This is a genomic window from Enterococcus sp. AZ128, from assembly GCF_051714485.1.
In the GTDB taxonomy this organism is placed as follows: domain Bacteria; phylum Bacillota; class Bacilli; order Lactobacillales; family Enterococcaceae; genus Enterococcus_A.
The window spans coordinates 312614-328143 of sequence record NZ_JBIORZ010000001.1 but is presented as its reverse complement, the minus strand read 5'-3'; the positions used below and the strand labels follow the sequence as shown (position 1 = coordinate 328143).

Annotated in this window: 11 protein-coding genes; 2 read left to right on the top strand and 9 right to left on the bottom strand. The window is 40.3% G+C overall.

The genetic code is table 11. The features are described from left to right. Positions 1–190: 190 nt before the first annotated feature. The 5 genes from dltB to IGI38_RS01440 form a co-directional block, all read right to left on the bottom strand. The gene (gene dltB, locus IGI38_RS01460) at positions 191–1444 is read right to left on the bottom strand and encodes a D-alanyl-lipoteichoic acid biosynthesis protein DltB (protein ID WP_438725846.1); all 1254 of its coding nucleotides are present in this window, start codon (positions 1442–1444) and stop codon (positions 191–193) included. Beyond that, entirely contained in the window at positions 1444–2955 is a 1512-nt protein-coding gene (dltA, locus tag IGI38_RS01455) for a D-alanine--poly(phosphoribitol) ligase subunit DltA (RefSeq protein ID WP_438725844.1), read from the bottom strand. The genes dltB and dltA overlap by 1 nt, the downstream gene beginning before the upstream one ends. Positions 2956–2997: 42 nt before the next feature. After that, on the bottom strand, positions 2998–3147 hold the full coding sequence (locus IGI38_RS01450) for a teichoic acid D-Ala incorporation-associated protein DltX (protein WP_438725842.1): 150 nt from the start codon (positions 3145–3147) through the stop codon (positions 2998–3000). Positions 3148–3442: 295 nt separating this feature from the next. Beyond that, positions 3443–5452, bottom strand: coding sequence for an FtsX-like permease family protein (locus IGI38_RS01445; RefSeq protein ID WP_438725840.1), 2010 nt, complete (start codon positions 5450–5452; stop codon positions 3443–3445). After that, a complete protein-coding gene (locus tag IGI38_RS01440) occupies positions 5442–6209 on the bottom strand; it encodes an ABC transporter ATP-binding protein (RefSeq protein ID WP_438725838.1) in 768 nt (255 codons plus the stop codon). The genes IGI38_RS01445 and IGI38_RS01440 overlap by 11 nt, the downstream gene beginning before the upstream one ends. A 464-nt stretch (positions 6210–6673) precedes the next feature. Between IGI38_RS01440 and nrdD the strand changes: the two genes are divergently transcribed. Together nrdD and nrdG are read left to right on the top strand one after the other, a co-directional pair. Next, positions 6674–8866, top strand: coding sequence for an anaerobic ribonucleoside-triphosphate reductase (nrdD, locus tag IGI38_RS01435; protein ID WP_438725836.1), 2193 nt, complete (start codon positions 6674–6676; stop codon positions 8864–8866). Positions 8867–8962: 96 nt separating this feature from the next. After that, a complete protein-coding gene (nrdG, locus tag IGI38_RS01430; RefSeq protein ID WP_438725834.1) occupies positions 8963–9565 on the top strand; it encodes an anaerobic ribonucleoside-triphosphate reductase activating protein in 603 nt (200 codons plus the stop codon). On the opposite strand, the gene dinB is transcribed toward nrdG, so the two are convergent. From dinB to IGI38_RS01410, 4 genes are all read right to left on the bottom strand, one after another. Then, complete coding sequence (dinB, locus tag IGI38_RS01425) at positions 9557–10678, bottom strand: DNA polymerase IV (protein ID WP_438725832.1); 1122 nt, start codon at positions 10676–10678, stop codon at positions 9557–9559. The genes nrdG and dinB overlap by 9 nt on opposite strands. A gap of 226 nt (positions 10679–10904) precedes the next feature. Continuing rightward, on the bottom strand, positions 10905–11435 hold the full coding sequence (locus tag IGI38_RS01420; protein ID WP_010745652.1) for a hypothetical protein: 531 nt from the start codon (positions 11433–11435) through the stop codon (positions 10905–10907). Between the two features lie 841 nt (positions 11436–12276). After that, positions 12277–13305: a hypothetical protein gene (locus tag IGI38_RS01415; RefSeq protein WP_438725830.1), complete on the bottom strand. Its 1029-nt coding sequence runs from the start codon at positions 13303–13305 to the stop codon at positions 12277–12279. A 109-nt stretch (positions 13306–13414) separates the two neighbouring features. Next, positions 13415–15526: a heavy metal translocating P-type ATPase gene (locus IGI38_RS01410; RefSeq protein WP_438725828.1), complete on the bottom strand. Its 2112-nt coding sequence runs from the start codon at positions 15524–15526 to the stop codon at positions 13415–13417. Positions 15527–15530: the final 4 nt, after the last annotated feature.

Here is a 15530-nt window from a genome sequence, read left to right as displayed (position 1 = left end):
TCGTTTTTCAAATTTGTTATCTCATTTAAATAGTGACTAACTCATGTTTAAGAAATAATTTTTTTCGTACACATACCATCCAGCTAACTCATAACTAGGTATTCATTTTTCTTTTGGAAAAATGATTTTTATTTTCATCTCGCATACCATCCAGCTAAATAGTTCACGCTATATTTTTATTCCTAAAGCATTACATCAGCTTGAATTTTAGTAAACTGCTAAAAGCTGGACTGGCAAATATATTGTGGAACCATAATTTATCCAAAAAGCCTGAGAAGATCAAAAAGCTCAAGCAGACAGCGTTGAAGGTCAAGAAAATCGCCAACACGTGGGTAAATTTATTGGATGGAATTTGTTTCTTGTGTTTCTTTTTGAAACGCAGCCACGCGTCCGTCAAACAAATCAATGCGGCGTGGTAGAATCCGTATAAAATGTAATACCAAGTCAAGCCATGCCAGACACCCATGATCAGGAACAAAGCGAAGTAACCAACATTGGAAGCTACGATTCGGCTCTTGAAGGTCTTCTTTTTGATCAAGGTGAACATCAAACGCATATAGATATAGTCGCGGAACCAGAAGGACAAGGTCATGTGCCAACGATTCCAGAACTCTTTGATATTCCAAGATAAGAACGGTTTATTGAAGTTGGGCGGTGTTTCATACCCCATCAGCTTGCTGGTACCAACAGCGAATAAACTATAGCCGGCAAAGTCGAAGAAGAGGTACATACTATAGACATACATGTAACCGACTAAGCCCCATGAGATACCGCCATGGTGCATCGCCATCCGGTCAACAATCGGTAGTAATACTTGTCCAAAATAATACCCAATCACGAACTTATACAAGAATCCAAGGAAAATATCATGAACACCTGCACCTAATAGATCAACATATTTTTCCGGTGCTGGCGGTTCATTCAAATCCTTCTCAAACCGACGATAACGATCGATCGGACCTGAAGAGATCGTTGGAAAGAACAGCAAGAACTTGATATAGTTCAACGGACTATATTCCTTGATCATACCGTCGCGCATTTCCATGATGATCTGAACAGATTTAAAGGTTAGATAGGAGATTCCTAGAAAACCAAAAAGGGAATTTTGCCCATCCATGAACGGCGTTACTTTGACCAGAATCAACGGCACGATACTCAAAAATACCGCAAAGTAAAAGACACCGGCTTGATTTTTGTTCTTACGATAATGGTTGTAACACCAGACTAAAATACTCTGGAAGATCACGTAGCCGATCAATGCCAATCCTTGACGATAATCTTTTCCGCCAAAGGAGATGTAGAGAAAGAACAATGTGATCAATGATTGATACCAACCAATTCGTTTTCCGCGAATCAATAAACTTAAAATTAATGGCAGCAACGTCACAACTAAAATAATAAAATATATGGGTGACGCATAAGGCACCATGTGCGGAATCAGCATCAACTATTCACCTCGCTGATTAATCTCTTACGGTCAATCTTCCCGTTAGCTGTCAACGGTAATTGATCGACATAGACAAATTTTTGCGGAACCATGTATTCCATGACCCCTTCTGCCAATTCTTCTTTGATAGCTTTTGTCAGCTGATAGGCCTTTTCAAAGTCATTGTCATTGGCGACAACATAAGCGACTAATTGTTGAACCTTATGCTCTTGATATTTCGGAACGACCATCGCCTGTTTCACGTAAGAAACGTTTTCTAAATGATGATCAATATCTTCCAATTCGATCCGAAAACCATGCAGCTTCACTTGGAAATCAATCCGTCCTTCGTAAAGCAGCAGACCGTCTTCCTGCAAACGTCCGGCATCGCCAGTACGATAAGCTGGAACGCCCTCAATTTCGAAAAAGGCGGCAGCCGTTTTTTCCGGATTGTGCAGGTAGCCTTTTGAAACGCTTGGACCCTTAATAATGATCTCCCCTGCTTCGCCAACGGCTGCTGGTCGATCCTCATCAAAGATTAAGACTTCAGTATCTTCTTTGATATAGCCGATCGGTACACGGTCATATTTCGCTAAGAGCTCTTCCGTCACTTCAATTTGCGTCATCGCAACAGTTGCTTCTGTCGGTCCATAGGTGTTTAAAACTTTCGCATTTGGAAAGCGCCGCAATAATTCTTCTGCCGTCTTACGAGGAAGCTCTTCTCCACAGAATTGAAAAATCTTCAGTGAAGGGACATGCTCACCATCAAAGGTCTTTTCCATCAAACAAATATCCATAAAGGATGGTGTTGATACCCAGACTTCCAGAGCTAGGTTCGGCAGAAAGCTGAATAATTTCTTGAAATCATTGATGATGTTTTTTTCCATTGGAACTAATGTCCCGCCGCTGCAAAGCGCTGGATAAATACTCATGACAGATAGATCAAATGAATATGGCGCTTGCGATAAGAACCGCATCCCCGACTCGATCCCAAAAGCTTTCAGATCCCAATTGGTAAAGCTCAGCAGATTTTTATGACTGATTTGCACACCTTTCGGAACACCAGTCGTTCCAGAAGTAAAGATGATATAAAACGTTTCATCCTCTGTGACTGGCTGTAGCTCTCCCAGTAGTTGTTCTGTCTCAAAAATTTCTGCAAGTTCCGCCGGCGTCACGACTGGAACCTCAGCAGTGATTTCTTTAGGCCATGGCAAAATGCTTACAATAAGTGCCGGCTGAGCGACCTCCAAAATCAATTGAATCCGATCCAGTGGTGTATTCGACTCGATCGGGATATACGCATGGCCGCTTTTCGCCGCTCCTAAGAAACTGGCGATCATTTCAAATTCCAATTCGCCAAACACAACGATCGGTGCTTTGGCTAGGGTATGTTGATTTAAGTAGTACGCCAAATTATCTGACCACTGACGTAATGTTTGATAACTGAATGTTTCTGTTTCTGATTGGTAAGCAATGGCTTCAGGCTGTTCACTAGACCAGCGATCGATTGCTGTGATGATATTTTTCATAATTGTCCCCCCGTTCGTTCCAAAACATTCTATTTTACTTCACTAGAATTCGTTATAAATAAAATTCCCGCCTTGAATACTCTTGTAATGGTATAAGTAAATTAGAATCAAAAGGACGGCAAAGTAGAAAATCGTCTTTCCAATAAAACTTAACCAATAACGAGTAGTCGGACGTTTCAAATATTCCTTCATCTAATCGTCCTCTCCTTTTTCTTTTGTGATAATTATAGAACGTTGACAAAAATCTACCATTTGATTCTCTTACATATACCGCTTTCAAACGAACAGTTTTGTCACATGCTTGACAATTGTTTTAATAGTCTTCTTTCAAATAGGATAGAAGAGCTGATATGACTGCCTTTTACTATACCAATTTATAAATGATTCTTTCCTGACTCTAAAAAAACTGTCCATTCTCCTGAATAAAAATGAGCATAAAAAAAGAGGCTGTGACAAAAATCTTGTCACAGACTCTTTCCCAATAATTTTACAGAAGCTTTTTCTGATAGACGCAGGAAATCCAATAAAAGAGCGCATAAACCACTAACATCAATCCGCAAAACAGATACACAAACCAATAGTCCGCATTCTTAGCAATATGGGAAATGACCGAGAGGGCCAGCATGCTGTGGATCAAGGCTAGGATGGCAGGAATGAAAAAGACGACACGATTCTCTCGTTTAATTTCTTGATAAATCGTTTTGTCAGGAATCCCCATCTGCCGCAACAACGCGTACTTCTTTCGTTTCTGCTTAAATTCTGAGAGCTGACGAAGCGTCACCATACTGGCCGTCGCAACAATGAATGTCGTTGTTACAAAAGTCACTACGAATAGAACCAGCCCCATACTGCTGCGCGACATTCGATAGACTTCTTGATGAGAAGTATATTCTGAACGATAGATCGTCGAACCCTCTTTCTTTGGTCCTTCTCCCTCAGTGATGTCACCAATAATTTGCTGATTCTTCCAAGCGAGTTCATAATGGATCGGAAAATCCCAATCCCCCTTCAATTCTTTACGAATCAATCTGTTTAGTTTTTCTTCATTTTGATGCTTCACATCAACCACTTCAACGGTATAGACAAGACCCGGTGTTTCATTGAACAACGCATCTGAAACGACGATCATCCCAGTCCCATAGCGCATGTTAGTATCTCCAAAAAAGTTTGGATGTGTCTCTTGAACAGTCAAGTTCCGCTCTTTCAAATAAATGATCTTGCTGTAATGTGTATAATCATTTAAATAGCGCTGGTATGAACTCAAAACCACTGTCGAATTCGCTGACTTCAAATGAATATCCTTCAACGTAGGATTCGTCTTTTGAAACGCTTGATAATCAGAAAGAGAAACCATATCCATAATTTCCGGCTGTGAATTAACCCCTTCACCAGAGATTTCGACACTTTGTTTCGCCGGTACTGCTTTAAAATTAAGCGACTGCCGTTGATAAGGTATGCTAGTTAGTTTTGGCGCGAGCTTCTCATAACTTTCTCGGGTAATCATCAAAGACGCTGGAGCAATTTCATTCACTGAACGCATTTGTAATGAAACAAGCGCGGCCATTCCGCCTAAAATCGCTAATGCCAAGCCCAAAGCAACGGTGATAGATCCAAAAAAACGCCACTCGCTAAACAATCGCAGCTGCCATTCACTGCGAGACAGCATACCGAGATTTTTATTCAAACGCTTAGGCCGGTAAGAATTATACCAACGCAACGTATAGGCAAAAAATAAATAACTGCCGATCACACATAGTAGAAAAATAATTCCCATCAGCAAGATATTTCCTTCAATCAATCCGAAATGATTGCTCACTTTGCGGGCAAAAACAATATACGCTACGGCCATTCCCCAACCACTCAGCAATAACAGTGCACCAATAGCGCCCAAGATCTTCTTCCATAAGCTCACCTTCATTGCTTGGATCTTACGCAAATGAAGCTTTTTTAAATGGGAAAATTTATATCCCGATACTAGCCATAAAATCTGAAAAGAGACCACCGCAAGAATGAATAGCACCACTAGACCCGTGGCGACAATCGCATCGGTTGAAAAGAAGAAATGAACTTGCAGCGGCAGGTCCATTGCCTTAACCAAAATCATGCTGAACAGTTTGGACAGCAAAACCCCCAATCCGATCCCTGTTACAAAAGAAAAAATTCCGATAAAGAAAATCTCTAAAATAAACCAGAGACAGATCTGGTAGTAATTCAAGCCGTATAGATGAAAGATACTAATATCCTTGCGCCGATTTTCAATAAAGAAGCGATTGGTATTCGCCATAAAGAAAAGCAATATCAAAACAACCGCAAAACTGCCGAACCCCAGCATCCCTACCAATTGGGTGTTTTTACCAGCACTGCGAATCAAAGGCTGTTCATAGGTCATCGCAGTAAAAGAGTAATACACCATTACCGCGAAAATCAGACTGAAGAAAAAGATCAAATAGTTCGATAATTGTTTTTTGAAGCCTCGCCAAATGATTCTAATCAGCATTGGCTTTCCCACCCCCGCCGATCGTTGCTTGCATGTCGATTACTTTTTCAAAGAAGTCCTTGCGGGAAGAACGGCGAACGATCTCAGAAAAGAATCGCCCATCTTTGATAAACAAGACCCGATTGCAATAACTTGCGGTATAGGGATCATGAGTCACCATTAAAATCGTCGTCTCTTCATGAAGATTGACCTCATCTAAATAATTTAGAAATTCCGAAGCGGCTTTTGAATCCAAAGACCCCGTCGGCTCATCAGCGAATAAGACCAAAGGCTTGCTGATAAGTGCTCTAGCTGCCGCGGTCCGCTGCTGCTGACCTACTGAAATTTCTTCTGGATATCGTTCCAGAATATGATCGATCTTGAGAATTCTCGTTAGACGAAGGACCCGTTCCTCAATCTCATCATTTGAAAGCTTACTAACCGTCAGTGGCAAGATAATATTGTCCTTAACGGTCAAGCTATCGATCAAATTAAAATCTTGAAAGATAAACCCTAGTTTTTCTCGCCGGAAATCCGTCAATCGACTCTCCCGCATCTGTGTGATATCCGCTCCAGCGATCTTGACGGAGCCCATTGTTGGTAATAAAATCGTCGACAAAATATTCATTAAGGTCGTTTTACCAGCCCCGCTCGGTCCCATGATGCCAACAAACTCGCCCTTTTCTACCGTAAAATTCAAATCATTTAAAACACTCACTTTATTATTTCGTGTACCGTAACTTTTACTAAGATGTTGGACATTGATGATTTTTTCCATTGGTTACCCTCCTAGCTCTAATTTAGAGGAATTATTTTTAAGTTGAAAACTAAATTGATTCAGGCAAGCATACCATGCCCTTCAGCCTTTATCCTTTAGTTCTGTTCCATTTCATTCAATTCATACGTAAAAAACAAAAAAATTAAGCTAAAAGTATCAGACTGAAATCTATTTGTAACATCTAATTTTTTTCTTTTATGGTATCATATTTGAGGTGGATTCTTATGTGAAACGTCCTTCAATAATCTTACAATTTCTTCACTTTTTCGGAAAAATATTTTTCAGTTATTTTATCTTATTTGGAAGCTTGTCCTTATCAGCTTTCTTTTATCTTTCAGTAAACAAACACACTATATATGGTGTGTTTTTTTTTTTACCCAAAAATTTATACCATATATCGTTGCAACTGCGTAAGAAATACTATATGATTGATAATGAACTTTAAAGGAAATGGAGTGCTTGCAATGATGGAAATCCACACAAAAGATTCGTTGATCAACGAATATCAGCCGTCGCTAAAAAATATTAAGGTCGTAAAACGTGATGGTCGTCACACAGCATTTGATGATCAAAAAATTTATGATGCCTTAATCAAAGCAGAAACAAAAATCAAAGGATCCGTTGACCCACTGGCTCATGAACGCATCCAGTCAATTGTTGAACGAGTAGATGGAGAAATTTCAGAGCGTTTTACTAGTGATATCAAAATCTATGAAATCCAAAACATTGTGGAACATATCTTATTAGAACACAACGAATATGAATTGGCTGAGGAATATATCAATTACCGGACACATCGTGATTTCCAACGCAGCAAAGCAACCGATATCAACTTTACCATCGGCAAATTGATCAATAAGGATCAAACTGTCGTTAATGAAAATGCGAACAAAGATAGTGATGTCTTTAACACACAACGTGATTTGACGGCTGGGATCGTCGGTAAATCGATCGGTTTAAAAATGCTGCCGCCTCACGTGGCGAATGCTCACCAAAAAGGCGATATCCATTATCACGATTTGGACTATCATCCCTATACACCGATGACTAACTGCTGTTTGATTGACTTCAAAGGCATGTTGAACAACGGCTTCAAAATCGGGAATGCGGAAGTCGAAAGTCCTAAATCAATCCAAACAGCAACTGCTCAAATCTCTCAAATCATTGCCAACGTGGCATCCAGCCAATATGGCGGCTGTTCAGCAGACCGTACTGATGAGCTGTTAGCTCCTTTTGCGCGCCTAAATTACGACAAACACTTAAAAGACGCTGAAGAATGGATCGAAACTCCTGAGAAACAGAAAGCTTTTGCAAAACAAAAAACACGCAAAGATATTTACGATGCCATGCAAAGTTTGGAATATGAGATCAATACCTTATTTACTTCAAACGGGCAAACACCATTCACTTCGCTAGGCTTCGGTCTGGGAACAGATTGGTTTGAACGCGAAATTCAAAAAGCGATCTTACAGATTCGCATCGAAGGATTAGGTAGTGAAAAACGTACAGCCATCTTCCCTAAACTCATCTTTACTTTGCGTCGCGGGACGAACTTAGAACCAAACGATCCCAACTACGACATTAAAGAATTGGCTTTGGAATGTGCGACAAAACGGATGTATCCGGATATCTTGAACTACGATAAATTGATCGAACTAACAGGGAGTTTCAAAGTGCCTATGGGCTGCCGTTCATTCTTACAAGGCTGGAAAAATGAGCAAGGCGAAGAAGTCAATGCCGGTCGGATGAACCTTGGCGTTGTTACTTTGAACTTACCGCGAATCGCGTTAGAGTCTGGCGGCAATAAAGACAAATTCTGGTCATTATTGGAAGAGCGTCTGCAGATCGCAAAAGACGCTTTGGTCTTCCGGATCGACCGTTGTAAAGAAGCCACACCTGCAAATGCACCAATTCTTTATCAATACGGTGCTTTCGGCAAACGATTAAAACGGACGGACGCAGTCAACGAACTATTCAAAAACAAACGGGCAACTATTTCTCTAGGCTATATCGGCCTTTACGAAGTCGCTAGCGTCTTTTATGGCGGTGAATGGGAAGATACTCCCGAAGCAAAAGAATTCACTTTAGACATTATGAAAGACTTGAAGGAACACGCAGATGCTTGGGGCAATGAATACGGCTATCACTTCAGTGTGTACTCAACACCAAGTGAAAGCTTGACGGACCGCTTCTGTCGTTTGGATACTGAACGTTTCGGTATCGTTGAGAACATTACAGACAAAGACTACTATACGAATAGTTTCCATTACGATGTTCGTAAAAATCCAACACCATTCGAAAAATTAGACTTTGAAAAAGACTATCCGAAATATTGTTCCGGCGGCTTCATTCATTACTGTGAATACCCTGTCCTACAGCAAAATCCAAAATCATTAGAAGCTGTTTGGAACTATGGGTATGACCGCATCGCTTATCTCGGAACCAATACACCGATCGATCACTGCTACGAATGTGGTTTCGAAGGCGACTTCAAACCAACTAAACGCGGCTTTGAATGTCCGCAATGCGGCAATCACGATCCAAAATCATGTGACGTAGTAAAACGGACTTGCGGCTACCTAGGCAACCCTCAAGCACGCCCAATGGTTCACGGTCGTCATGAAGAAATCGCATCCCGCGTAAAACACATGAAATAAAAAAATGAGCAGATAGCCCATTTTGTAAAAACAGAAATACGATTGACAGGGACGGCGCTCTTTGCCGCTCCCTGTTTTACTTGAAAGGTGAAAAATATGCGTAATCCCAAACCAAAAGAATGGCTAGCCAGCGAATTAAGCCAACAATATATCGCTGATTACAAGGCCTTCAACTTTGTCGATGGTGAAGGCGTCCGCAACAGTCTCTATGTCAGCGGCTGCCCATTTGCCTGTGAAGGCTGCTTCAACGCTGCTTCGCAAAATTTTCATTACGGCAAACCCTTCACACAAGAATTAGAAGATCAGCTGATCGCTGATACAGCTCTCGACTACGTACAAGGCATTACTCTCTTAGGCGGTGAGCCGTTCCTAAATACTCAAGTCTGCTTGAGGGTGATTGATCGAATTCGTGCCGAGTTCGGCGACACGAAAGATATTTGGTCTTGGAGCGGTTATACGTTCGAAGAGCTGCTGCAAGACAGTGAGGATAAATTGGAAATGCTGAGCAAGATCGATATCCTAGTTGACGGCCGCTTTGATATTTCAAAGAAAAACCTGATGCTGCAATTCCGCGGCAGTTTTAATCAGCGGATCATCGATGTCAAAAAATCGTTAGCACAAGGTGAAGTGGTCATCTGGGAAAAGCTTCATGACTCAGAGAAAGCTTTTGAACAAATTAAAAAGAGCGAACTAATTTGATCGCTCTTCCCACAATGGCAACACAATATTTTCATAAGCAACGGGATCTAGATTGGTCAAGGTAATACCGACTAATCGGATCCCTTTTTCTACGCCGCCGATTTCTTCCCAAATCAAGCTCGCTTGAGAAAACAATTCTTCTTTTTTTTCTATGTAATAAGGCAATGTCACACGGCGTGTCACCGTTGTGTAATCCGCATAGCGAATCTTGACCACCACCGTTTTGCCATGACGCTGCACCCGTTTCAACGAGCCCTCAACTTTTTCTGCCAACTGCCGCAACTGGCTTAATACCTCATCCTCTGTTGATAGCGGACGTCCGTAGGTATGCTCTTTGCCGACAGATTTCCGCTCGCGAGTGATGCTGACTGGTGAATCATGAATTCCCCGCACCTTCCGATACAAAGAATAACCCATCTTGCCAAATTCTTGGATCAAAAACATTTCACTCTTCTCGTATAAATCTGCTCCTGTAAAAATCCCCAATTCATTCATTTTTGGTACAGTCTTTTTACCTACCCCATGGAACTTTTCAATCGGCAATCGTTTCAAAAAGAAAACCGCCTCTTCAGGTGAAATAACCGTCATACCTTGTGGTTTTTGATAATCAGAAGCCAGCTTTGCCAAAAATTTGTTGTAGCTGACACCAGCAGAACAGGTCAGCTGAAGTTCCTGCCAAATATCCTGCTGTATCATCCGAGCAATCTTGATCGCTGAACGAGACTCAATCTTATTTTCCGTTACATCAAGGTATGCTTCATCGATGGAGACCGGCTCAATAATATCCGTATAGCGTCGAAAAATCTCTCGTACCTGTTTTGAGACTGCACTATATTTTTCATGATCACCAGGTTTAAAAATCGCCTGCGGACATAATTCAAATGCTTTTTGCGCACTCATGGCTGAATGAATACCATAGACTCGCGCCTTGTAATTCGCTGTAGTCACCACGCCTTTACCGCCAGTATCAGAAGGATGGCGAGCAATCACCAATGGATGCTTCGCCAGTTCTGGATCATCTCGCTCTTCAACGGAAGCAAAAAAAGCATCCATGTCCATATGAATAATTTTTCGCGATGTGTCGTTCTTCAATGGAAAAACCAACTCAGCCATTCTGCTCTCCTCCTTCCAGCAATACTTTCTCTACTCATTATAACCGAACGTCTGTTCACAGACAATTAATCATGCTGAACGCATCAGAAATTTAAGAAGCTATCTTAAATTGTAACAATAGAACGATAATTAATTCATCTATAGTGTTTCTTTTCGTGCACGTATCTGTTTACTAACCTGTTGATGCAGGGAAAAAAGCTAAAAAAAAATAGACAGTATAGACTGTCTATCGTTCAATCAGATTTACTTTTCGGATCATCAGCTTATCAGCTGAACCTCGTTGAAATTCCTGAGGTTCCCCAAAAATTTCAGCGTAAATGACCTTGTTATGCTCACGACGACGCAGCTGGTAGATAATTTTCCCCGTATCTTCCAGTTCCTTCATCATTTCCGTCACACCGCCAAAACCGGTTTTTTTCGTAATGAAGCCAGTCGCTACCATCCGTTCGTCTAAATACCGAGCGGAAATAACTGACCCTTTTGCTAATGTCGTTCTCAATGCAGTCGCCAATTCTTCTAATTCCTCTGGGACTGGTAATTCACGTTCCACTGGTTGATAAAGAGTATCTCGTAAAGTATTTAATTCCTCCACCAATGCTTCGTACTGTTCTTTGGTAAGCATCACTCCAGCAATTTTTTCACGGTTAAAGATATAAACCCCGGTCTCTGCTTTACGAGCTTGAGCAAAAACATCCATTGGTGATTTTTTTACTTCCGTAATCGAAGATGTCGGAACATCTAATTTTCGCAATCCCACTCTGCTCTCCTCCTAATTCCTATTAATGTATTTATTTTTTCTTTTAGAAAAAATAAGGTTGATGTTCATGCCGTATACCATTCCACTATACACTTTTATCGTTATATCACTTTATTATGAAGATTGCTTCTTCACAATACCTTACTGGAAAAAGTGGAACTGGCATCCTAATTCCTATTAATGTATTTATTTTTTCCTTTAGAAAAAATAAGGTTGATGTTCATGCCGTATACCATTCCACTATAAACTTTTATCGTTATATCACTTTATTATGAAGATTGCTTCTTCACAATACCTTACTGGAAAAAGTGGAACTGGCATCCTAATTCCTATTAATGTATTTATTTTTTCTTTTAGAAAAAATAAGTTTGATGTTCATGCCGTATACCATTCCACTATACACTTTTATTGTTATATCACTTTATTATGAAGATTACTTCTTCACAATACCTTACTGGAAAAAGTGGAACTGGCATCCTAATTCCTATTCATGTATTTATTTTTTCTAGAGACATTGAGTTTGATGTTCATCTTGCATATCAACGATACAGTCTTCGCCATAACTATGCGAGCCTATAATTAATTTTAAATTATTTATAGGTTAACTTTCGCAAAATATACGGATAGGAGCGTTTTCCCGAACTTCCTGCAATAAGAGCTAGAACGGATGATCGCAAAAAACGAGGCTAATATCCTTTTTTTATAGTCCTCATAGAAAAATTTTTATATTCTAATAACCCACAAAAGTACTGTAATCACGCGAAAAATAGTAGTATCCTCAACGTAGTCTTCATCATTATAGCATAACCTTTCTTGAAGAAAAATCCTCATCTAATTTTCCTCAATCAGATGGAAAAAATGACTCAAATCTCTCTTGGATCAATAAAGAAAATTCCAAAGTAGGTGTCGTCGTCAAAGCAACTTGATGACTAGCAAATCCTATGTTTCTCAAAGCTAAGGCCAGTTCATCAATTCGACAATTGCTCAGCATAGGAATTTTTCGTTTTAATTCTTTACTAAGGTGATAATAACTCTCCGAAATCGCCCCCTGTTTCCATTTTGAATTGTAGATTGCTAATGGAAGGCCCTGTCGGATTCCCAAAAAAAGATCAAACAGCTTCACCGCGAATGTATTCTTTAATAGTTCACTTTGCCAAGCTATCGTTTCATCAACCATCATACTCGCTTGTTTAACCTCTTCATATAAGACAGTCTGATGGTTTCGATGACAATGATAAAATTCAGTAAAACTCTGAAAATGATAGCGCATGTGATCAAAGAAGAAAAATTCCGATAATTTTTCCTGTATATTGACTTCCTCAATAAATCTGTTGATCAGCTCTTTATCTGGATACAACTCGTCATTTAACGGGGAGACTGGATAATCTTCATAATACCGATCCATTTGTTGATAAATTTCATGTTCTTCAAAATAATAAAAGTCTCTCAAATAACGTAATTGTAATAAAAAAATCAGACTTGGCTCCCCTAACAATCGACCTGCTTTCCGATTTGCCGAAAGGTTCAAACAAATCAAATGCTGATTTAATTGTTTCACTTTTGTATAATTGATTTCTTCCGAAGCTTCCTGCCAGAGATATTGTCGAAAAAGCCCAAAAAATGAATCTGCCATTATTATTTTCCGATGGACTTCCATATAGCTTGGATAGCACTGCCGATCAATTCTCCAAGATTTTTCTTTTATAACATATCCTTTTTGCCGTAATTCTTCAAGAGAACGCATAACCGTTCTTATACTTACCCTTGTTTGTCTAGCCATTTCAGGCACTGTGTATTGTTCTCTCTTTACTAGTTCAATTAACTGCAAATATCGTTGCGTCTTCTCACTTATTATCAATTGCCAAATCATACTTTATGTCTCCTCTATTGCTCATCACAATTATCTAATTCAAAAATAGCATAAATTGAGAGAAAGTTTTTCCTCAATTTTTTTCAAAAAAAATAAACGTCTGAATTAATCAGACGTTTAAAGTCATGGCATTGATTGCGACGATGATCGTGCTTAATGACATCAACACCGCACCAACCGCAGGACTCAGCAGGATTCCGATAGGTGCCAAAACACCGGCAGCCAATGGAATTGCTAAAATATTATAACCCGCTCCCCACCAAAGATTTTGAATCATTTTGCTGTGTGTTTTTTTAGCTAAGCGGACAAATTTTAAAATATCAGGTAAATTACTGTTGGTCAAAACAACATCCGCAGAATCAATCGCGATGTCCGTGCCTGCCCCAATCGCCATACCAATCGAAGCTCTGGCTAAAGCCGGCGCATCATTGATCCCATCGCCCACCATCATTACTTTCTTGCCCTTATCAGTATAGCTCTTAATGATTTTTTCTTTGTCATCCGGCAACAGTTCGCTGTAAAACTCTTTGATGTCTAAATAATCTGCCACAGCTTTCGCGGCTTCTTTGTTGTCACCTGTCAGCATTACGGGTTCAATTCCCGTAGCACGCAAGTTTTTGATAAACGCTTGCGCTTGCTCCTTCAAGGTGTCCCCCATTGCGAAGAAAGCGATTAGTTCATCATCAATCAATAGAAAAGAAATCGTATTGCCTTGTGCTTGATAGTCCTTCAGTTTTTCTTGATCGAAGCTCAATTCACGTTTCTCAACTTCTTTTTGATTGGCTAGGATCACTTGATGACCTTCGACCGTTCCGCTTACACCGATCCCTTTTAAAGTCGAAACATCTTGAGCTTGATAAGCTTCAATGTTCTCAGCTTTCAAATAATTCATCACACCAACCGCTAAAGGATGATTGGTTTGAGCTTCCAAAGCACCGATATTTTTTAAGGCTTCCTCTTTGCTGATATCCGTTAAAACTTCTACACCTGTCACAGTGAATTTCCCTTCAGTCAACGTTCCCGTCTTATCAAGAAAAACATAATCCAATTGGTTGCCTTGCTCCAATGCTTGACGACTTTTTAGCAACAAACCATTTTTAGCTGCTAATGAAGTGGAACGTGCGATAACTAAAGGAATTGCTAAGCCCAAAGCATGAGGACAAGCAATCACGAAGACGGTTACCATTCGGTCCAACGCTTGCGGCAAATCAGCTTCAACCAACCAAGCGATAAATGTCAGAATACCAGCAGCTAAAGCAATATAGAACAGCCATTTGGCTACTTTATCAGAAATAGATTCTAATTTTGATTTTTCTTGTTGCGCTTCCTTCACCATCGTCATAACTTTGGCTAAATAGCCCTCTTCACCTGTGCCGGTCACCTTCAATTGAATCGTGCCATCACCATTGACCGAACCGCCAATAACAGAATCACCTACCGTTTTCTCCACACCTTTTGATTCACCAGTTACCGCAGATTCATCTACAATAGTCGAACCATCAATAATCTCACCATCCGTCGGCATCTTATCTCCCGCACGAACAAGCAAGAAATCGCCGGAATGAATATCCTGCAGTTTCACTTTGGTTGTTGAGCCGTCAACTTCGAGTTTGTTAACCTCGTCAGGCAGCAATTCAGCCAGCTTTTTCAATGCATTACTAGCGTTCGAAACAGCATTCATTTCCACCCAGTGGCCTAGAAGCATGATCACGATTAATGTAGCTAATTCCCAGAAAAAGTCCATCACATGTTCATGAGGGTTCACCTTGTTGGCAACAAATGAATACAAGCTATAAATATAAGCCACCGATATCCCCATCGCAATCAAAGTCATCATAGCTGGACTCTTCATTTTCAATTCCATTTTAGCACCGCTCAAAAATGGCTGTCCCCCATAAATAAAGAGAACTGTCGCTAAAACTAGCACGAGCCATTCAGAACCTGGAAAGGTGAATTGGAACGGCAGGCGCATCCCCATCATCGGAGAAAGAATGATGATAGGAATCGCCAGAACAAGAGAGAGCCAAAATTTTTGTTTGAAATTTCCCATATGCATCGAATGATCCATTCCGCCATGATCCATCTCCTGATGATTATGTCCATCCATACCATGATCCATCGTATGATGATCGTGCCCACTCATTGAATGATCCATCTCATGATGCTCATGCTTTGAGTGATCTACTTTCATCGATTCATCCATTCGTTCTCCTTGTTTCATGACA